Raw genomic sequence first — 20,681 nt, 5'->3', positions numbered from 1 at the left:
TGTTCCGCACACGCTGTCTAGTGCATATCGCCCTTACGAATTGCGGGCGGATTGACGAGCGGCAGGGTTTTTCCCTGCTCCATTTTTGGCAAAAGCGGCAAGCCATGGCGTTTCTTATGCATGATTTCCTTATGCGTTTTTTCCATGGAGACGAAGCGGTCTGGGTTTGATGGATGCGAATTTAAAATATCCACCTCAATCCCGCCGCCATTATCCTCGGCGGAACTACGGCGCCAAACATGGGCCGCTTTGGATGTGTCATATCCGGCACGGGCTATCATGTACATGCCAACATAATCGGCTTCACGTTCAAATGATGGCGAATAAATCAGATCGGTATATTTTTTAATATCATACACATCATCAGAATCTATATTCGTGCCGTTGACGACATTCCCCATATCAATGGCTATACCCGCAAGGATTGGAATTGCGGAATTCCATTGTCCTTTATTAATATGAAGCATGGCATTGTGCGCCAGTTCATGCCCAATCACTTCGGCAAGTTCATCGTCATTTTCCGTGAACTTATAATACCCACGATTAATTTTGACTCTGTGGCCATTTGCGGATGCATTAATTTCCATGGCGGTTTCATCATAAACCAAACCAAATCCGCAAATTTTATCGCGCGATAATGTCACCGGGATATTCTGTGTCCCGCGTTGTACGACCAGATTGACGGTCTGGTCTTTGAATAATTTATTGAAGTTACGGTAAAAATCACGGTAGGCATAACGCCCCTTGTTAATATCCTTGTCATTCAAACTGACCAGGCGGTCGCCAACCTGCAATCCTGCAACATCGGCTGGGCTTCCCGGCATAATATGTTTGATTTGCAGTGTCTCACCGATATTGAAGACGCGTTTGGCAATGGATCGGTTTTCCCGCTCAAAATAATATTTATTCCAGATATACATGCCCGTTGCATACCCAAAGACGGGGCAGATATCGACGTTGGCTTTGTAAATATTATATCCGATGCTCAGAACCCGGCGCTCTTCTTCCACGCGGGTGTTGAAAACCATTTCCACCTGCGTCCGGCGTTCTTTCTCCAATTCGGCCTCACTGCCGCGCGGGGCCTCGGCATCCGGTGACATGCAGGCGGAGAGGGCAAGAGCAAACAAAAAGCAAACGATCAGGCCATAACGCTTCATGGGTGAAATTATCGGCCTTCTTCCGCGCTGCTGGCTTCATTTTTTCCACTTAATTCATCAATCGCCTCGCGCCAAATGGAGATGATGAGCGCCATCAAAGCCGGGCCAATGAACAAGCCGATAAAGCCCATCGTCTTTACCCCGCCAATCAAGCCAAAGAATGTCGGCAGGAACGGCAAGCGGATCGGGCCGCCGACCAGATGCGGACGCAGGAATTTATCGACGAAGAACAGTTCCGATGCCCCCCATGCGAACAGCAACATCCCCTCCAGCGGCGCGCCGCTGGCCACCAGATAGGTGGACACAAGGGTAAAGCACAACGGCGCACCACCGGGGATCATCGCCATAACCCCGGTTAAAACACCCAGCATAACGGGGGACGGCACACCCGCGATCCAATACGCGGTGCCCAGCACAATCCCCTCACCAATCGCAATAATGCCCATACCAACAACGGTTGAGTTAATCGCCATAGGCACGATGCGTGAAATGCGCGTCCAGCGGCCCGGAAAAACATATTCCCCGATGCGGTCCAGTTGATCCACGAAAGACAGCCCATCACGGTAGATAAAGAACAGCGTGATCAGAATAAAAATCAGGGTCAGAACAATGTGCAGAAGACTGCCGCTGGCCGTTAACACGCCGCTATAGATCGAACCAACATTTGATCCGCTGATTTGTTGTACAAATGTGCCAATCATGCCGGGGTGGCCAATATACAAATCCCATTGCTGCGCCAGCCAGTCACCAATCACAGGCAACGCCGCAATCCAATCCGGCACGGTGGCCCCCTTGGCGTTTGCCTCGACCGCCCACGCCAGCCAGATGGTAATTTCCTTGATGGCATAGGACGTCAACACACCAAGTGGAACGACCAGAAACACAATCGCGATCAGCAACGCGATCGTGGCCGAAAGCGATTTGTGGTAGTTGAGCGATTCCAGCAATTTTTTATAAAGCGGCCACGTCGCCACCGAAATGACCAGCGCCGTCAGTGCCGGAACAATAAAGCCGTGAAAGAAATACACCCCGGCAATAAACAAAAAGACCAGAAGCCAGCGCGCCATGGACGCGGGCAGGAACAAGGAATGATCCTTCCATTTGGAAGAGCCTGTCTGTGTCATCGGGATTGTTTCGTCCGGCATGATATCGTTCCGTATGCAGTCTTGATCAACAAGGCCCGCATTTTGTCACGCCATGGGCGCAATGTATATATTGTGTGCCCCATTCCTCAAGCCCCGGGATCAACAACGTCAACATATTGAAAAATATAACATTTTTCTTTTTTGCATCCTTGAACCCAATCCGATATCCTGCGCGCCATGACATTTGCGTCTTCTGCAAAATGCTGGATCAAAATGCTGGCCGTGACCCTGGTGGTTCTGGCCGTATTTGTGCGCGCGATGGTTCCGGTCGGGTATATGCCGGGTGATCGCGATGACGGCACATTTACCATGGTGATCTGCTCCGGTTTTGGGACGCAAACCATTACGGTTGATGAACATGGTCAACCCATCACTGGCGAACAACAACAATCCGGTGAACATTGCCCCTTTGCCCCCGTTCTGGCCAGCGATGTACCTGAACCTGTCACGCTGGCCGCAATCAATGCGCCCTATTCTGTCTTTGTTGAAATCTGGTCCGACCATATTCGTGACCGCCACGCCGTCGCCCGTGCATCATCCCGCGCCCCGCCTGCTTTCGTTTGATTGACAGACCATCATCAAACACAACAAACGAAAGAATGATCATTATGTGCAAATTCCACAAAACCGTGGCTCGTGAGATCGCCACAAATCCCGTCAATGGTATTTTTGATCCGGCCCGCTATGCCGTTGCCTTGGTGGCCCTGTCCACCTTCCGCATTGAACAAGCCATGCCGTCCATGTTCGGGTGTGATGGGTACAGCAAATATGAAATGGCCACAGACAAAGCCCGCATTGCCGTGGCCAACAGCAATATGAACTGGCACCACGGCACGAAAGAGGCCGACATGGAAACGTTGCGACGGGCCATGGATATTGCGTCTTACAAGCATAACCTCAGCATCAAGGGCCTGAACCTGCCCAAAAACCCGGTGAATGATACGGCCTTTCTGGATGAAGCCACCGTAAAATTATACGAAGGCTATACCGCACCGGGTTACGCCGCCATTCCACTGAGCCTGAAAACGCAAGCGCACAAGCCGGAATTCGAGCCTATCCGCGCGGCCGTTGAAACCTTCATGCAAAACCCGGTGACGTTCAAGGCGCTGGCCCGTCGTTTTGAAAACACAACATTGCAAATTTTTGCCGATGCCCATCAATCCGCGCACCCGGCTCTGGTTGGTGTATATGAACGCATTCCGGGCGGCGTGCGCAACGCATTCAAAAGCTGCGCCATGTGCGTTGGCGGTGGTGCGGGCGGCGCGGCAGTGTCACACGTTGGCTGCATCGCCATTCCCGCGATTGCCGCCGCATCGGGTACGGCTGTCTCCGCTGGCGCTATGGCTGGTTTGATGATGATGACCGCCCCGGTTATTGCCGTGGCTGTGACCTATGGCATTGATAAATGGCGTGGTGCGAAGGCATCCGCCTTGAAATTGGGATGCTCCGCCGCTTTGGCCTTTGGCATTGCCGCCGGCATGTCATTGATGGGCGGGCACGACAACCATGGTGGTGGCGAACATGACCACCAGAACCATGACAATCATCACCAGCATCATCAGCCCATGCAAAATCCCGGCCTGCCCGCGGATGAATGGAAAAAATTGACTGATAAATCAACGATGTGCCTGTCCCCACGCACATAAAACTCAAGTCTTGACGCCCGGGATCGTTACTTTATAACAGTGTTATTCTGTAACAGTTTCGGGCATCAAACCCGTTGATGGATTCAAAAGTCATGACCGACCCCATTTATATGGATTACGGCGCATCCACGCCATTGGACCCCCGCGTTCATGCGGTGATGGATGATTGCATGCGCAACGATTTCGGCAATTCCGGCGCGCGCGTGCATGCATTCGGCATGAAAGCCGCCGCCCATATCGACCTGGCCCGCGAACAGGTGGCCGATTGCATTGGCGCGAAAAAGGACACACTGGTTTTTACCTCTGGCGCCACCGAATCCAACAACATGGCATTGTTTGGTGTTCTGGATTATCTGCGCGCAATTGGAAAAACGCACATCATCACCACGGCGGTTGAGCATAAATCCGTTCTGGGCCCGATGGCGGAGATTGAGAAGCGCGGATTCACTGTGACCTACGTTCAACCCAAACCCTGTGGCATGGTTGAAGGTGACATGATCGCCGCCGCAATTACGCCGCAAACGGGCCTCGTATCTGTTCAGGCGTTGAACAACGAAGTGGGCACCATCCAGCCCTTGGCCGAAATTCGTGCCATTTTACCCGAAGGGATCATTTTTCACTCCGACGCCGCGCAAGCGGTTGGCAAGATGCATTTCACGTTGGATCAATGCGGCAATCCCGATCTGGTCACATTGTCATCGCACAAAATTTATGGCCCAAAAGGCATGGGCGCGCTGTACATCGCCCCACACATCCGCACCCACATCAAACCGCTGCTGTTCGGCAGCATGTATGAAGGCGGTATGCGCGCCGGAACCGTCGCCACGGAATTGTGCGCGGGGTTTGGGCAGGCGGCGGAACTGGTACACATCGAACTGGCCGATGATCTGGCCAAAATGGAATCCCTGCGCACCCTGTTCCTCAAAAAATTAAAGGGAACGTTGCCGGATCTGGTTATCAATGGCCATTCCGATGCGAAATGGCGCACGGCGAATATTCTGAACATCCGCGTGCCCGGCATTACGAACGAAGACCTTCTGGCCGCCTTGCCTGATCTGGCGTTCAGCCCGTCATCCGCCTGTAACGCTACGCGCACGGGATATATTTCGCATGTTATCCGCGCCATGACCGGTGCCGATCAACCCGCACGAGAATCCATGCGCCTGTCATTCGGGCGCTTTACGACGGAGATGGAAATTGTTCGTGCCGCGGACATGATCATCAACGCCGTCCAAACCATTCAAAAAATGCAAGGAGCCGCATAACATGAAAATCGCATTCGCCGGAAAAGGTGGTTCGGGTAAAAGCACGACATCCGCGTTGTTCACCCGTTATATGAATGCGGTGCAAAACCGCAATGTTCTGGCCATTGACGCCGATGTGAACATGAACCTGTCCGGCCTTCTGGGGGTTGAGGTTGCCATGGATAAATTGATGGCCAACCCCGATGTGGCCGACGTTATCCGCAATTATATCAAGGGCACCAATACCCGCGTCGCCGATATTTCCAAATTCCTGCCCACCACCCCGCCGGGTGAGGGATCAAATCTGGTGCGTTCCGTCGATGACGCGGCGCTGGCGCCCTATTCCGTTCGCATCAATGACGCGCCCAGCCTGAATTTGATGAGCGTGGGAACGTATGACAAGGGCGGCATTGGCCAGACTTGTTACCACAGCCATTTGTTCGTGGCCGAAAACCTGTTGTCCCATATTGCGCTCGATAACGATAATGACTGGGTTGTCTGTGACATGGTGGCGGGCACCGATGCCTTTGCCTATTCCATGCATTTGCAATTCGATGCGATCGTCCTGATTGCCGAACCCACGCCGGAATCGGCGGAAGTGTGCCGCCTGTATATGGAGCTGGCCCGTGAATCCGGTATTGATGGCCTGATCCATCTGGTCGCCAATAAAATTGAAGATGAATCCGACATTGATTTTATCGTGAAGGCCACTGGCCTGACGCCGATTGCCGTTCTGCCGCACACATCATCCTTAAAAAAACTGCGCCAGCGTGGCGATGCCATTACGACCGAATTTGTAACGGGTGAAATGGCGGCGGCGATGGAGAAAATCATGCTGGCCGCATCCAAGCCCGCTTTGTCCGCCCATGATCGCATGGCCATGCTCTATGCCCTGCACATGAAGCTGAATGAAAAGAAATGGGTGCAACAGGGTTATGGCGACGTGATGAGCCAGATCGATCCGGATTTCAAAATTACAAAGGTGGCATAAGATGTCGAATGCGCTCCGTAAAGACGAACTTTGCTTGGCTGACCAAATGCTGGGATCGGCGATTGACCGTGCCCGCCCCCGCGTGCGGGCGGCCATTCACCCGATGATTGAACGGTTTCTGGCCGATCAATCCCTTGTATTCTCGCTGGTTGATGGCGTTGGGTCGCCGTTGAACATTATGTTCCCGGACCACATTGCCGATACAATTAACTCTTTCCAAAAAATCTACGATGACCGGCAATTGCAGGGGCGGATTTTTTACACATCCAAACCCAACAAATCCGCCGCACTGAAAAAACGTGCGGCGCTGACCAATGTTGGCTTGGATGTTTCATCCGAAGGTGAATTGAAAAATGCCCTCGCATCCGGATTTCATCCATCCCGCATTGAAGCCACAGGCCCGAAAAACGCCGATTACTTGTCCCTCTGCCTGCAACAAGATGTGTTGATTAACGTCGATAACATGACGGAAATGGCACAGATAATCGTCATGCAATCCTTGCTGCCCTCCGGGAAGAAAGCCCGTATCCTCGTGCGTCTGGATGGGTTTAAACCCGACCGCGTAAAATTCACGGCGCAGGACAGTGCATTCGCCAACAACGTCGAACACGCCCCGGCGATTATTAATTATCTGGTCGCGCATAAGGATGTTCTGGATTTCCATGGGTTCAGTTTCCACTTCAACGCGGGCGATTACATTCGCCGTCCGCCGGCCATTGAAACCATTCTGCAACTGACCTTTGAATGCATGAATCGTGGCCTGTCCCCGCGCGGCATTGATATTGGCGGCGGATACCGCATTCGTTATGCCGCATCCCAGGATGAATGGAACGCGTATGTTGAGGAATTAAAGGCCTCCGTCCTTGGCCAACGCGACAGCCTGACATGGAATGATTCCGGCCTTGGATTCCGCAACGAAGGAGGCGTTCTTAAGGGTGCGCCGAACTTTATGGAGCATTACCACAAGGATGACGGCCCGCAGGATCTGGCCTCCGTCATTGATGCGCCTTTGCCGTTATTTGACGGGCAATCCCTGTCCCGCATCCTGTCCGACAGTTTGATGGATCTGTATGTGGAACCGGGCCGGGCGTTGCTGGATCAATGCGGCATCACCCTGTCCCGCGTCAATTTGAACAAACAATCCATGATGGGTGAACAATTGGTGGTTCTGGATATGAACCGCACCAATTTGAACGCCACCCAGTTAAAATTGATGACGGACCCGGTTGTTTTATACCGTACCCAAAACCGAAAAGCGGCAGATGATGGGGTTATGTATGTGGGCAACCTCTGTCTGACCCATGACATGATTCAGTATCACAAAACCTTCCCGGATTTCATCCCGGAAACGGGCGATATTGTGGCGTTTATTAACACGGCGGCGTACCAGATGGATTTCGCCGAAACCCATGTATTGCAACAGCGCATTGCCGAAAAAATCGCCGTTGTTGAAACGGAATCCGGCTTCCGCTGGTTCCGTGATGATCTTTACAACCCCCTCGCCCTGAAAATTGGAGCGTACTAATCATGATTTATGACCGTATTACCGACATGATCGGCAACACCCCCCTGCTGAAAATCCCGGCGGAGGTGCATGGGCTGAAAAATATCGACCTGTACGCCAAAATGGAAATGATGAACCCGTTCGGTTCGGTCAAGGACCGCGTGGCATGGGGCATGATCCGTGATGATATCGCGGATATTCAGGCCAAGGGCCAGACGATCTACGAAAATTCATCGGGCAACACGGCCAAGGCGTTGCAACTGATCGCCAGCACCTATGGCGTGGAAACAAAACTCATCACCTATCTGGCCAAAGTGGACGGGGTGAAGGATATCATCCGCATGCTGGGCGCGGAGATTGAGGAAGTTCTGGGCGGCAGCGAATGTTTCGACCCGAATGACCCGAATGATCCGCAATTCTTGATCGAAAAGGCGGTGAAGGACGACCCGGAAAAAGCCTATTTCCCGTCGCAATTCACCAACCCGAAAAACCCGGATATTCATTACCAGACAACGGGCAAGGAAATTGCCGATGATCTGGGGCGCGTTGATTATTTCTTCGGCGGACTGGGCACATCCGGCTCCACCTTGGGAGCCGCCCGCCGCATCCGTGATGAAGGCAGCACCGACCTGAAAACCATCGGCATTTGCGCCAGCAAGAATGATTTTATTCCCGGCATTCGTTCGATGGATCAAATGTGGGAATCCGGATTGTTCACCAAAGAACACTACGCCGATTTCGTTTATGTCGATTCCGGTGAAGCCGTGGATGCCATGATGGATCTGGTCAAAAAATGCGCCATCATGTGCGGCCCGACCAGTGGCGCGAGCTATCTCGGCGCATTGAAATATCTGCGCACCATCGATGATGGTTTGAGCGAACGCAAATCCGCTGTGTTTATAGTTTGCGATCGTGGCGAATGGTATACGGATTATGTCCGCCAACGCCGCCCGCATCTGTTTAACCAGAAGAAAAAACAGGGCAGCCTGCAGGCGTTTGAATACACTGTATCCAACGATCAATTCGCCGTACCCGCCGCGCAAGCCAACGCGTGGATTGCCGAAAATGATCCGTTGATTATTGATGTGCGCGGAAATTTGGCCTTTAAAATGATGTCCATTCCCGGTTCTATCAATATTCCATGGGAATTGTTGGAACCCATGATTGATGCAGCGGACCCGTTTGCGAAAGACCGGCCGATCCTGCTGACCTGCCCCGTTGGTGAAAAAACGGCACGCTATGCTGCCTATCTGCAATCACGCGGGTATAAGGCCTTCGGTCTGGGTGGCGGGATGCTGGCCTGGCGCAATGAACAGCAAAAGCGGGCGGCGTAATCATGGCATGCGGCGTATCAAAGAACCTTGAAAACATCTGTGCCGAACTTGGCGCGCGTTTAACCGACCCGCGCCGCGATGTGTTCGCCGTCATTGCCAAAGCCGACAAGCCAGTCGGGGCCTATGACGTTCTGCGCTTGATGCCGGAAGGGACAAAACCGCCGACCGTGTACCGGGCGTTGGAATTTCTGGAATCCGTTCATCTGATCCACCGGATTGAGAGCCTGAACGCCTATGTTTTGTGCTGTGACGGGCACGGGCACGAACACAGCGCGCAATTTGCCATATGCCAATCATGCGGTGATGTGCAGGAAATGCAGATTCCAGCCCTTGAAAAGATCCTCAAAGACTCACATTTTAAGGGGGTTGGTTTTAAACCCCTCGCCACCTCCATGGAAATCCGTGGCGTGTGCATGAAATGTGATGATCATAATGCCCCATCTGTTTGACCCGCTGACGATTAAATCTGTCACCTTACGCAACCGCATTGGCATGTCACCGATGTGCCAATATTCGTCGGTGGATGGTCATGCCAATAACTGGCATTTGGCGCATCTGGCCACACGCGCCATTGGCGGTGTTGGATTGGTGATTGCCGAGGCCACAGCCGTGACACCGGACGGACGCATCACCCCGGCCTGCGCCGGATTGTGGGTGGACAGCCAGATCGAACCACTGGCCCGCATCAACGCGATGATTAAACATCATGGCGCCGTACCCGGCATTCAAATTGGTCACGCCGGACGCAAGGCCAGTTCCGCTGTGCCATGGGACGGTGGGCATCACATCGGCAATAATGAAGGCGGATGGGATGTTGTTGCGCCTACGAACGAAGCCTTTGGCGGCCATCAAAACAAAGTTCCCCACGCATTGAACCACGCGGAAATCACCGCGATTGTAAACGCATTTCGTGATTCCGCGGCCCGTGCGGTCAAGGCCGGATATGAATGGCTGGAAATTCATGCGGCCCATGGATATTTGCTGCATTCTTTTCTTTCGCCCCTGACCAACACACGCGATGACCAATATGGCGGATCATTTGATAGTCGTTGCCGTGCGTTGATGGAGGTTGTTGCCGCCGTGCAAACCGTCTGGCCGAACCACCTGCCTTTGACTGTCCGCATTTCCGCAAGCGATTGGGTGGACGGCGGATGGAATGTTGAGGATTCCGTCACCCTCGCCCGCACATTGAAATCCGCTGGGGTCGATCTGGTCGATTGTTCATCCGGCGGATTACGGTCCGGTGATGCACAACATTACCCGGTCGGACCGGGATATCAGGTCCCGCTGGCCGATGCCGTGCGGAACAAAGGCGGCATCCTGTCCGCCGCCGTGGGATTGATCACAACCCCGGAACAGGCGGACGCCATCATCCGTGAAGGCCAAGCCGATCTGGTCTTGCTGGGCCGTGAATTGCTGCGCAATCCGTATTGGGCGGTCAATGCGGCCAAATCCTTGGGCCATGCCGATGCTGTGAAGCTGCCCGTTCAATATGCGCGGGCGTAATATTTGACATAGTAATATTAAATTACTAAAGTCAGGGCATTCAAACAAAAAGAGAATGCCATGCTTCGATTGCCCGCTTTATTACGCCGCGCTTTTGTCAAAACGGTTGAGGCTGTTACGCTTCCAGCCCCGATCAAAACCGATGTTATTCCGCAAGCAGATATTCAATGGGTCGCCCCCACGGCCATCACGCGGCTACTGTCTGAACTGGCGGAAAAGAAAACCTACTGGGTTTTTGCCAGTGACATGCAGGAATTGAAAGACCGCGTTGACCGTTGGAATGCGTATGCGCCGCAAGCCCGTCAAATTTCCATGCTGATCCGCAGTGATGTCAATGATCGGCTGCACCAGATGATGGATGATCATTTGCATGCACCGGCCGCCGCGCATGATCATAGCGCAGAAGCAACACAGCGCTACGTCGGCCCGCATCATCTTGACGGCCTGCGTATGTGCGTGGGGTCAACGCATATTGCATGCGAATATGTTTATAATATCATGGAAAGCTATCTCCGCTTCACGGCAAATGACGGGGAACGCCGCGAGGCCCATTTCGGTCTGGAATCGGAATTTCAGGATCGCTTTACCCAATTGGCCGACAATCAAAACAAAGCCATTAAAAACCCGGCGTTGAATGCGCTTCCCAAGAAAACCCCCTAAAAATCTCCTTTAAAAACAGTGTTTCGGGGCCTATGCTGACGGCATTGAAGGAGTCGTCCGCCCATGTCCTCGTCCCAGACCCAAGCAATCACCGCAAAATGGTGGCATCTTTATATCCCGAAATTGTTCGTCGTCCTGCAACAGGGATACCGAGCATCTGATTTTCGCGATGACGTGATTGCGGGTTTAACGGTGGCGATTGTGGCCCTGCCGCTCGCCATGGCGTTGGGCATTGCATCCGGAACCACACCGGACAAGGGGCTGATTACCCTGATCGTCGCTGGCTTCCTGATTTCCGCCTTGGGCGGCAGCCGGTTTCAGATTGGCGGTCCCACCGGGGCCTTCGTTGTTGTTATTTACAACGTCATCGAAAAATTTGGATATGACGGTCTGGTCATCGCCACATTGATGGCCGGGGCCATTTTGGTCGTTGCCGGACTCGCACGACTGGGCACATGGATAAAATATATCCCGCAACCCGTTATCACCGGATTCACCGCCGGTATTGCCGTGATTATCTTCACCAGCCAGATCAAAGATTTGTTCGGGTTGCAGATGGATCACGTTCCGGGTGAGTTTTTTGAGAAGGTCGGTGCCTTCTGGCATGCGCGCGATACAATGATGCAGGGCAGTGTTCTGATTGCCGGGCTGGGCCTTGCCACCATTATCGGCCTGCGCCGTTTTGCGCCGAAAATCCCCGGTTTTCTGGTTGCGGTTGTTCTGGCCTCTACCCTTGTTTATTTCACAAAAATGGACGTGCCGACCATTGGGTCTGTGTTTGGCGGTATTCCCAACACCATCCCCGCGCCGTCATGGCCCGATGGTATTACGGCGGCGCGTGTTGCCGAATTAATTCCATCCGCCCTGACCATTGCGTTTCTGGCGGGCGTTGAATCCCTCCTCTCCGCCGTTGTGGCCGATGGTATGACCGGGCGGCGGCATAAATCGAATTGCGAACTGGTCGGGCAAGGTGTGGCCAATTGCGCCAGCGCGTTGTTCGGTGGCATGCCCGCGACCGGGGCCATTGCCCGCACCGCCACCAACATCCGGTCCGGGGCGAAATCACCCGTGTCGGGCATATTGCACGCCATCTTTGTATTGGGCTTTATCCTGTTTCTGGCACCGCTGGCCTCATACATTCCGCTGGCGGTTCTGGCCTCGGTCCTTGTCATCGTGGCCTGGAACATGAGCGAGCATGAAAAATTCATTCACCTGCTGAAATCCCCATGGGGGGACAAGGCCGTCCTGCTGATCACCTTCTTCCTGACCGTTGCCGTGGATTTGACCGTGGCGATTGAAGTTGGTGTTGTGATGGCCGCCATTTTATTCATGGTGCGCATGACCCACGCCTTTGAAATGCAAACACATATCACATTGGTTGAATCGGATGTGGCCGACATGATCCGGCATGAAGACCAGCATTACGACATGCGGTCCCATTTACCGGAGGGGGTTGAAGCCTATCAATTGCGCGGGCCCTTGTTCTTCGGCGTATCGTCCCGCCTGCTGGATGTTCTGGACCAGATGGTGGTCAAACCAAAAATCTTTATCCTGCGCATGGGGCAAGTGCCAATGATTGATTCCAGTGGCGAAACCGCGCTGGAGGAATTTATTCGCCGGTGCCACCGTGCCAATATCCGCGTGATTTTGACAGGGATTCAACCGGAACCCATGAAAATCATGTTCAACATGAAACTGTTCCAACATTACCCGGATCTGATCCTGACGCATAATTTTGCCGAAGGCGTTAAACGGGCCGCCGATTTAATCGCCACTGAAACGAAAGAGTAACAACCATGCGTCATTCAACATTGGGCACCACCGGATTATCCGTATCGCGCATCTGCCTTGGCACCATGACATGGGGGCGACAGAATACGGAGGCCGAAGGGCATGCGCAGATGGATTATGCCACCTCCCGCGGGGTCAATTTTTTCGACACGGCGGAAATGTATGCCGTGCCGCCAACACCGGATACGTATGGGAAGACTGAACAGATTATCGGCACATGGTTTGCGGCGCGTAAAAACCGCGACAAAATTATTCTGGCCACAAAAATTGCCGGGTCCGGCATGGCGTGGGTGCGCGGTGGTAAAGCCACGATTGATCGCACCAATATTCTGGAAGCGGTCGAGGGCAGCTTAAAGCGCCTGCAAACCGATTATATTGACCTGTATCAACTGCACTGGCCCAACCGCCCCTACCCCCATTTCCGCAACCATTGGGGCGGCGCGGTGGATTTTACCGCGAACACCACGGCGGAAATTGAAGATAATTTCCTGGAGGTTTTGCAAACCCTGACCGAACTGGTCCACGCCGGAAAAATCCGCCATGCGGGATTATCCAATGAAACACCGTGGGGCGTGATGGCCTATAACCGTATTGCACGGGACAATGGCCTGACCCCGATGGTGTCGATGCAGAATGAATATTCCCTGCTCAACCGTGTCGATGAACCGTGGCTGGCGGAAGTGTGCGTGCGTGAAAATATCGCGTACCTGCCGTGGTCGCCGTTGGCGGGTGGATTTATGGCGGGGAAATATGCCAACGGCGCGCGCCCAACGGGATCACGCTGGTCGCTGGATTCACGCCCCTTGCATCGTGACAGCGAAAACGCACACAAGGCCGTTGCCGCATATCATGACGTGGCGAAAAAATACGGGCTGGACCCGTGCCAGATGGCGTTGAAATTCTGTGATACGCAGCCCTTCGTCACGTCCACGATCATCGGCGCAACATCCATGGATCAATTAAAATCCAATATGGATGCGTTTGATCTGGAATTATCGCGCGACACGCTGGCCGATATTGACCGTGTGTATCGCAATTACCCCATTCCGTATTGATTATTCCGCCGCGACGGGTGTGGCATCGTCACTGGCCGCGTGCATCCATTTGCGGCTGGACAGGTACGTGTACACGGTGGGAATGACGTAGAGCGTGAACAACGTCCCCACCAGCAAACCACCCACGATGACCCAGCCAATGGATTGACGGCTTTCGGCCCCGGCACCGCTGGCCAACGCCAATGGCAACGCCCCTAAAACCATGGCCCCGGTGGTCATCAAAATCGGGCGCAGGCGTTGAACCGCGGCATCAATGACCGCATCGGCCCGGCGCTTCCCGGATTCCTGTGCCTGATTGGCAAATTCCACGATCAAAATACCGTGCTTGGTAATCAACCCGATCAGGGTCACAAGGCCAATCTGGCTGTACACATTCAACGTTCCATTGGTGAAATATAACGCCAGCAACGCGCCGGTCATCGACAACGGAACGGTCAGCATGATGATGAATGGATCGCGGAAACTTTCAAACTGCGCCGCCAGAACCAGATAGATAAAGAACAAGGCCAGCACGAATGTGACATACAGGCTGGAACTGCTTTCCTTAAACTCACGCGAAATGCCGTTGTAATCCAGTTGTGCGGTGGCGGGCAGGACATCGTTCGCGGCCTTTTCAATCACGGCCAGTGCTTCACCCAGCGTATAGCCATCGTTCACGTTGGCGGTAATCGTCACCGCCCGCAATTTGTTGAAGTGGTTCAATTCACGCGGCGCGACAGATTCCTGCACGCTGATCAGGTTGGACAATGGCACCATGTCACCCCCCTGTCCGCGCACGTAAATATTCGTAATGTCTTGCGGATTTTTGCGATCAACGTCGGCGACCTGCAATATCACGTCATATTGCTTGCCTTCACGTTTAAACCGTGTGACTTGCCGTCCGCCCAGCATGGTTTCCATGGTGCGGCCCAATGTTGCGGCATCAATGCCCAGATCGGCGGATTTATCGCGGTCAACATCGACACGCAATTGCGGTTTATTCAGTTTCAGATCGGTTTCGATCCCCGACATGGATGGATGATCGGCAACACGATCAACAATCTGTTCCGCCAGCGCGTTGATTTCCGGGTACGTATCCGTTGACATCACAACAACCTGCACAGGTTTCGTCCCGGCGCGTTGCCCCAATGATGGCGGGTTGGTTGGAAATGCCATCACGCCGGGAATTTGCCGCATTTTCGGGGCCAGTTCGGCGGCCATATCCTGTTGTGACCGCTCGCGGTCATCCCAATCTTCCATACGGATAAACATGCGCCCGTTGGAGACTTGCGGAAACCCGACAACGGCAAAAACGCGGTTTACTTCCGGCAGCGTGTTGGCCAATTCCTCCATCTGGCGGACATAGCGGTCCGTATATTCAATTGACGCCCCCTCCGGAGCGGACGCAATCGCCACGATATTTCCACGATCTTCCGTGGGTGATAATTCGGACGGAATTTGTGTAAACAACCACCCGGCCAACCCGGCAACGCACAGCCCAACAACAATCACCAGCGGGCGGACATGCAAAACCGCTTCCAACGATTTTTTGTACGCATCGGTCAAACCATTCAGAAGTTTTTCAGAAAAACGGTAAAACCAACTGTGGTTTTCTTCGTGTTTCAACATGCGTGAACACATCATGGGCGTCAGTGTCAGGGCCACAAACCCCGAAACAAGAACCGCCCCAGCCAGCGTCAGCGCAAATTCAGTAAATAATCGCCCGGTCCGCCCCTCCATAAACCCAATGGGTGCATAAACGGTCGCCAGCGTGATGGTCATGGCAACAATGGCGAAAACGATTTCCTTGCTGCCCTGCATCGCCGCTTCGATGGGTTTTTTACCCATTTCGATATGGCGGTAGATATTTTCCAGCATGACAATGGCGTCATCCACCACCAGACCAATCGCCAGAACCATGGCCAGCAAGGTCAGTGTGTTGATGGAAAACCCGAACACATACATCATCGCCATCGCCCCGATCAGGGACACAGGGATGGTGACCAGCGGGATAATCGTAGCCCGGCCCGTGCGCAGGAAGAAAAACACGACCAAAGCGACCAGAACAACAGCCTCACCAATGGTGTGGTAAACCGCCTTGATCGACTCCTCAATAAAAATGGATGAGTCATAGGCAATGGCCACGCGCATGCCTTCGGGCAATTGTGTTTCCAATTCAGGCAGCAATGCGCGCAGGGCCTGTGATACTTCCAGCGGGTTGGCCACGGATTGTTTGACAATCCCGATGGCCACGGCGCTTTCGCCGTTAAAGCGGGTGATGCGGCGTTCATCTTCCGCCCCCAACTCCACGCGCGCCACATCGCGCAGGCGCACCAGATACCCACCATCCTGCCGCAAAATCATGTCTTCAAATTGCTGGACACTGCGCAGGTCGGTTTCACTTAAAACCGTGTATTCCCGCTCAACGCTTTCAATGCGCCCGGCGGGAATTTCAATATTCTGCTGGCGCAGGGAATTTTCAACATCCTGCACCGTAATGTTATAGGCCGCCAGCCGTGCCCGGTCCAACCACAGGCGCATGGAATAACGGCGCTCCCCCAGAATGGTGGCCTCGGCAACGCCGGGAATGATTTGCAAACGGTCCTTTACATTGCGATCAACGTAATCGGATACGTCGAGCGAGCTCATGCGGTCGCTGGAAAAGGCCAGATAAATAATCGGCTGGGCATCGGCCTCAACCTTGGCGATGACGGGTTCATCGACATCATCGGGCAAATCATTGCGCGCGCGGCTAACGCGGTCGCGCACATCATTGGCGGCCACGTCAACATCGCGGTCGACTTCAAACGTGACCGTGATCTGGCTGCGCTCTTCCCGGCTGACGGATGTGATGTATTGAATACCCTCAATCCCGGACAGGGAATCTTCCAGCGGCTGGGTAATCTGGCTTTCGATAATCTCCGCCGATGCGCCGCCATAGGTGGTGGAAACCGTGACAATCGGTTCGTCAATGTTCGGGTATTCCCGCACCGTCAAACGGTCGTAGGAAATGAGACCGATCAGGACGAGCATCAGGCTCATCACCGTGGCAAAGACCGGACGATTGATACACAGCGCGGGCAGGTTCATGGCTTATTCCCCTGCGGCGGCGTTGGTGGGAATAATCGTCACCGATGAATTGGGGCGAATTTTCATTTGCCCGGCGGTCACGACAATATCATTGGTGTTCAATCCTTCGGTAATTTCCACCATGCCATTGCGGCGCAGCCCGGTTTGAACGATGACCAGAACGGGTTTGTTATCAACAATCGTATACACCGCCTGCTGATTGCCCTGCGGCCACAGGGCTTGTTCCGGAATCATCAGGGCGTTGTCGCGGTTTTCAACAATCAAATTCACCCGTGCAAATAATCCGGGGCGCAAAATCATTTCATCGTTGTCCAGCCGCGCGCGCAGGATAATGCTGCGCCCGGATTCATCAATCTTCGGGTTCACGGCGAACACTTCACCATCAAAAATTTGATTTGGGAACGCATCGACGCGCACACTGATTTTCTGCCCATGCCGCATGGACCCCAGATACACTTCCGGAATGCGGAAATCGACCTTTAGGACATCAATTTTTTCAATGTTGGTTAAGGCCTGCCCCGGCGTGACGTAATCCCCCACGCTGACATTGCGCAGGCCCGCGACACCATCGAATGGCGCCTTGATATCCATTTTATCCAGACGCGCCTTCGCCAGATCAACGCGGGCTTTATCGGCATTCATGGCGGATACGGCTTCATCGCGCGCCCGTTCCGTGCCACTGCCGCTTTTAAACAGACGTTCCGCGCGATTATGGTTGGCAATGCTCAAAGCCATAGCGGCTTCCGCTTCGGCCAGTTCCGCCGCATTCACCGTCGCATCCAGCTTGATCAGCGATTGGCCGATGGCTACCGCTTCACCTTCGTTAAAAGTGATGGCACTGACGCGGCCAGCGAGTTCGGGGCTAAGCACCACGGATTCATCGGAGATCAGGGTGCCCACGGCTTCGATCGTGCGATTGATGGACCCGATGGTCGGGGCCTCGGCCTCTACCGCAACGGCCTGAACACCACCACCTGCGGGCGCAGGCGCTTCATCTGGCTTGGACATATACCCGTTTACAAAGAACGCCGACGCGACAGCCGCCACCAGCAAAACAGAAACAACAGCAAAAACAGTCTTTTTTGCAGACATCAGGATATCCGGTTTTCAAATGTTAAACGCGCAACATTAAACGCGACTGGCGGGGCACCATACACGGGTGCTCCGCCAGTCATTTATAACCCGGAATAGAAAAATCAAGCAGTGTTTAATCAGAAAACGCAGTGTTATCGCAATTAAATCACCAGTTTAACGCAGAACCGTCCGCGACATAGGCCACCGCTTTGTTGCCCTTGTCGTTATACATCAATTTGTCAAAACACACGGACCCGGCCATGGCAATGCCACGTCCATACCGATCACCGGCATGAACCGGATCGATTTTCAAATGGTCGCGCCAGTTAAATCCATCGCCCTGATCGCTGATGACGACATAAACGCCACCATCCTTACGCGTCAGCGTGACATCTACAGCCTTGTTGACGAAGCGTGGATCACTCAATCGTTGTTCGATTTCCCGGCGCAATGTTCCGTTCTGTGTCAATTGCGCCTTCATCGGGCCATCAATCCCAAGGTTGCCGTGTTCGATGGCATTGAACAATAACTCCTCAATCCCCTGCAACACGCGGTCCGGTTCCGGGAAACATTCGGACAGGAACGCCGCCAGCACTTTGGCCTCGTCCGGTGTCCGTACATTGAACTGGGCACTTTGCAACATACCAAAACCGGCTGTTGAATTTGTGCGGGCGCGTTTGTGCGTGCTGTGCGTTTCAAAGGTACGCATGGCGGACCGCAACGTCACCCGCAACATATCAATGTTGATCGGTTTGGTCAGGTAATGAAAAACACCGGAATCAATCCCTTCTTCGATTTCTTCCGGGCTTTTCGCGCTGGTTTGCATGATGACGGGAATATCGCGCAGATACGGATTATCCTTCACCTTCTGCATCACCGTCAAACCATCCACATGCGGCATGATCCGGTCCAGCAAAATTGCCCCGAAGGCGTCGGGTGAATGTTGCAAGATGGTCAAAGCTTCATGCCCATCACTGGCCAGAACGGTTCTGTACCCCATCGCCTGAACCTGATGGTCCAGAAACTTCAATGAAATACGATCATCATCAACAATCAGGACAGAACGCGTGGCACTGGGGGCGCTTGCGGCTTCTTCCAAATCTTGTACGGTCATTACCATAGTTGCGTCTCCTGTTTTCTACGATTAACGCTCGGAAAAAGCGGTCATCAATGATGTATGAATCGGCTTCATCAGATATTGCATCACGGTTTTACGACCCGTCACAATATCGGCCATCACGGTCATGCCCGGCATGATTTTATTGCTTTCCTGACCTTTACCACCGACGAAATTGCGATCCAGCGCCACGTGACCGCGGTAAAAACGCTCACCCCGCTCACCGACGAAGGTTGTTGGCGACAGGTAGGTCAATTTACCCGGCACGGCACCATAGCGGGAGAAATCATACGAGCTGACTTTCACCTGCACTTCCTGACCCAGCGTCAGGTGACCGGCATATTGTGGCGGAATACGGATTTCGACCAACAAATCATCATTCATCGGCACAATTTCCATTAAAGCCTGGCCGGGGCCAACGACGGCACCGATCGTGTTCACGCTCAAGCCTTTCACCAAACCATCAACGGGCGCGGCCACTTCCAACCGATTGCGACGATTTTGCAAACGATCTTTAACCTCGGCGTTTTGTTTGATTTCGTTTTCAAGCGCGTTCAGGCGTTGGTAAGCATCATCGCGGTTGCGCGCCTCTAGCGATTGCAGGCGTCCTTGGTACTCCTGCAACGTGGCTCTGGCTTCTTCAATCTGGCTATTCACCTGACTGCGTTCACCTTTCAGCGTGTTCAGTTCCTGTTCCGTTTGCAGGAAGCTGATGTGGGAAATATATCCGTTACGATACAAACCCTGACGGCGTTCATACATATCCTGCGCCAGCTTCAAATTCTGGCCAATTGCGGCCTGACGGGCTTGCAGTGATTTTATGCTCTGTTCTTTCTGAGCCACTTGATCCTGCAGGATTTTACGTTCTTTCAGGCGAGATTCGGCTGTGCTTCTGAACACATTTTTCTGTTCTTCAATCATTTCCGGCGAAACATCTTTCATGTCCGAAAAATTTGGGTCACGGCCATCCACAAAGGCCTGTAACAATTCTTTTTGTGCGGCCAGATAGCTGGCGTGGGTCAAGGCCCGGTTCAAATCTTCCTGAACGCCAGTTTCTTCCAGAACCAGCAGCGTCTGTCCGGCTTTCACCATATCGCCGTCTTTTACTCTAATGTCTTTGACGATACCGCCCTCTAAATGCTGGACCACTTTCTGCATCCCGGCGGGAATGATTTCACCCGGTGTGCGGGCAATTTCATTCACGTTGGTCAAGCTGGCCCATACGATGAACACGCCAATGCACAGTGCAATCGCACCGGATGTCAGGCGGATCAAACGGGGGTTGATTTCTTCCTCCAACCGGGCCGATTGCGCCAGAAAGCGCAATTGCGGTTGTTGAATGGCTGATTTTTTCATCACTGATTTATCCATCATGGTTCCCTCCTCGG

Annotated in this window: 17 protein-coding genes; 11 read left to right on the top strand and 6 right to left on the bottom strand. The window is 53.4% G+C overall.

Translation table 11 applies throughout. The features are described from left to right. Positions 1-17 precede the first annotated feature (17 nt). Both ACSC94_RS03880 and ACSC94_RS03875 read right to left on the bottom strand, forming a co-directional pair. Positions 18-1,010 (bottom strand): M48 family metalloprotease, encoded by a 993-nt coding sequence (locus ACSC94_RS03880; protein WP_435641749.1) that lies wholly within the window; start codon positions 1,008-1,010, stop codon positions 18-20. A gap of 155 nt (positions 1,011-1,165) precedes the next feature. Continuing rightward, a complete protein-coding gene (locus ACSC94_RS03875; protein WP_435641748.1) occupies positions 1,166-2,302 on the bottom strand; it encodes an AI-2E family transporter in 1,137 nt (378 codons plus the stop codon). A gap of 177 nt (positions 2,303-2,479) precedes the next feature. Here ACSC94_RS03875 and ACSC94_RS03870 point away from each other — a divergent pair, with 177 nt between their 5' ends. From ACSC94_RS03870 to ACSC94_RS03820, 11 genes are all read left to right on the top strand, one after another. Further along, the gene (locus ACSC94_RS03870; protein ID WP_435641747.1) at positions 2,480-2,866 is read left to right on the top strand and encodes a DUF2946 family protein; all 387 of its coding nucleotides are present in this window, start codon (positions 2,480-2,482) and stop codon (positions 2,864-2,866) included. Positions 2,867-2,910: 44 nt separating this feature from the next. Beyond that, a complete protein-coding gene (locus tag ACSC94_RS03865; RefSeq protein WP_435641746.1) occupies positions 2,911-3,948 on the top strand; it encodes a hypothetical protein in 1,038 nt (345 codons plus the stop codon). A 92-nt stretch (positions 3,949-4,040) separates the two neighbouring features. Further along, complete coding sequence (locus ACSC94_RS03860) at positions 4,041-5,213, top strand: cysteine desulfurase family protein (RefSeq protein ID WP_435641745.1); 1,173 nt, start codon at positions 4,041-4,043, stop codon at positions 5,211-5,213. 1 nt (position 5,214) lies between these two features. Beyond that, positions 5,215-6,183: an ATP-binding protein gene (locus ACSC94_RS03855; RefSeq protein WP_435641744.1), complete on the top strand. Its 969-nt coding sequence runs from the start codon at positions 5,215-5,217 to the stop codon at positions 6,181-6,183. A gap of 1 nt (position 6,184) precedes the next feature. Continuing rightward, complete coding sequence (locus tag ACSC94_RS03850; RefSeq protein ID WP_435641743.1) at positions 6,185-7,708, top strand: pyridoxal-dependent decarboxylase; 1,524 nt, start codon at positions 6,185-6,187, stop codon at positions 7,706-7,708. 2 nt (positions 7,709-7,710) lie between these two features. Beyond that, positions 7,711-9,021 (top strand): pyridoxal-phosphate dependent enzyme, encoded by a 1,311-nt coding sequence (locus ACSC94_RS03845; RefSeq protein ID WP_435641742.1) that lies wholly within the window; start codon positions 7,711-7,713, stop codon positions 9,019-9,021. Between the two features lie 2 nt (positions 9,022-9,023). Next, complete coding sequence (locus tag ACSC94_RS03840) at positions 9,024-9,470, top strand: Fur family transcriptional regulator (RefSeq protein ID WP_435641741.1); 447 nt, start codon at positions 9,024-9,026, stop codon at positions 9,468-9,470. After that, positions 9,454-10,527, top strand: coding sequence for an NADH:flavin oxidoreductase/NADH oxidase (locus tag ACSC94_RS03835; RefSeq protein ID WP_435641740.1), 1,074 nt, complete (start codon positions 9,454-9,456; stop codon positions 10,525-10,527). Before ACSC94_RS03840 ends, ACSC94_RS03835 begins: the two co-directional genes overlap by 17 nt. 60 nt (positions 10,528-10,587) lie before the next feature. Beyond that, complete coding sequence (locus ACSC94_RS03830) at positions 10,588-11,187, top strand: hypothetical protein (protein ID WP_435641739.1); 600 nt, start codon at positions 10,588-10,590, stop codon at positions 11,185-11,187. 63 nt (positions 11,188-11,250) lie between these two features. Next, on the top strand, positions 11,251-12,978 hold the full coding sequence (locus ACSC94_RS03825) for a SulP family inorganic anion transporter (protein ID WP_435641738.1): 1,728 nt from the start codon (positions 11,251-11,253) through the stop codon (positions 12,976-12,978). A 5-nt stretch (positions 12,979-12,983) separates the two neighbouring features. Then, positions 12,984-14,033 (top strand): aldo/keto reductase, encoded by a 1,050-nt coding sequence (locus ACSC94_RS03820; protein WP_435641737.1) that lies wholly within the window; start codon positions 12,984-12,986, stop codon positions 14,031-14,033. On the opposite strand, the gene ACSC94_RS03815 is transcribed toward ACSC94_RS03820, so the two are convergent. The 4 genes from ACSC94_RS03815 to ACSC94_RS03800 all read right to left on the bottom strand — a co-directional run bounded on the left by ACSC94_RS03815 (position 14,034) and on the right by ACSC94_RS03800 (position 20,667). Further along, positions 14,034-17,102, bottom strand: coding sequence for an efflux RND transporter permease subunit (locus ACSC94_RS03815; RefSeq protein WP_435641736.1), 3,069 nt, complete (start codon positions 17,100-17,102; stop codon positions 14,034-14,036). Between the two features lie 3 nt (positions 17,103-17,105). After that, positions 17,106-18,194, bottom strand: a complete 1,089-nt coding sequence (locus tag ACSC94_RS03810; RefSeq protein ID WP_435641735.1) for an efflux RND transporter periplasmic adaptor subunit — start codon at positions 18,192-18,194, stop codon at positions 17,106-17,108. A 148-nt stretch (positions 18,195-18,342) separates the two neighbouring features. Continuing rightward, positions 18,343-19,290: a response regulator gene (locus ACSC94_RS03805; RefSeq protein WP_435641734.1), complete on the bottom strand. Its 948-nt coding sequence runs from the start codon at positions 19,288-19,290 to the stop codon at positions 18,343-18,345. Between the two features lie 30 nt (positions 19,291-19,320). Beyond that, positions 19,321-20,667, bottom strand: a complete 1,347-nt coding sequence (locus ACSC94_RS03800; protein WP_435641733.1) for an HlyD family type I secretion periplasmic adaptor subunit — start codon at positions 20,665-20,667, stop codon at positions 19,321-19,323. Positions 20,668-20,681: the final 14 nt, after the last annotated feature.

Origin of the sequence: Micavibrio aeruginosavorus (assembly GCF_051245535.1) — a bacterium.
Lineage (GTDB): Bacteria > Pseudomonadota > Alphaproteobacteria > Micavibrionales > Micavibrionaceae > Micavibrio > Micavibrio aeruginosavorus_D.
This window is presented reverse-complemented; position numbering and strand designations above follow the sequence as displayed.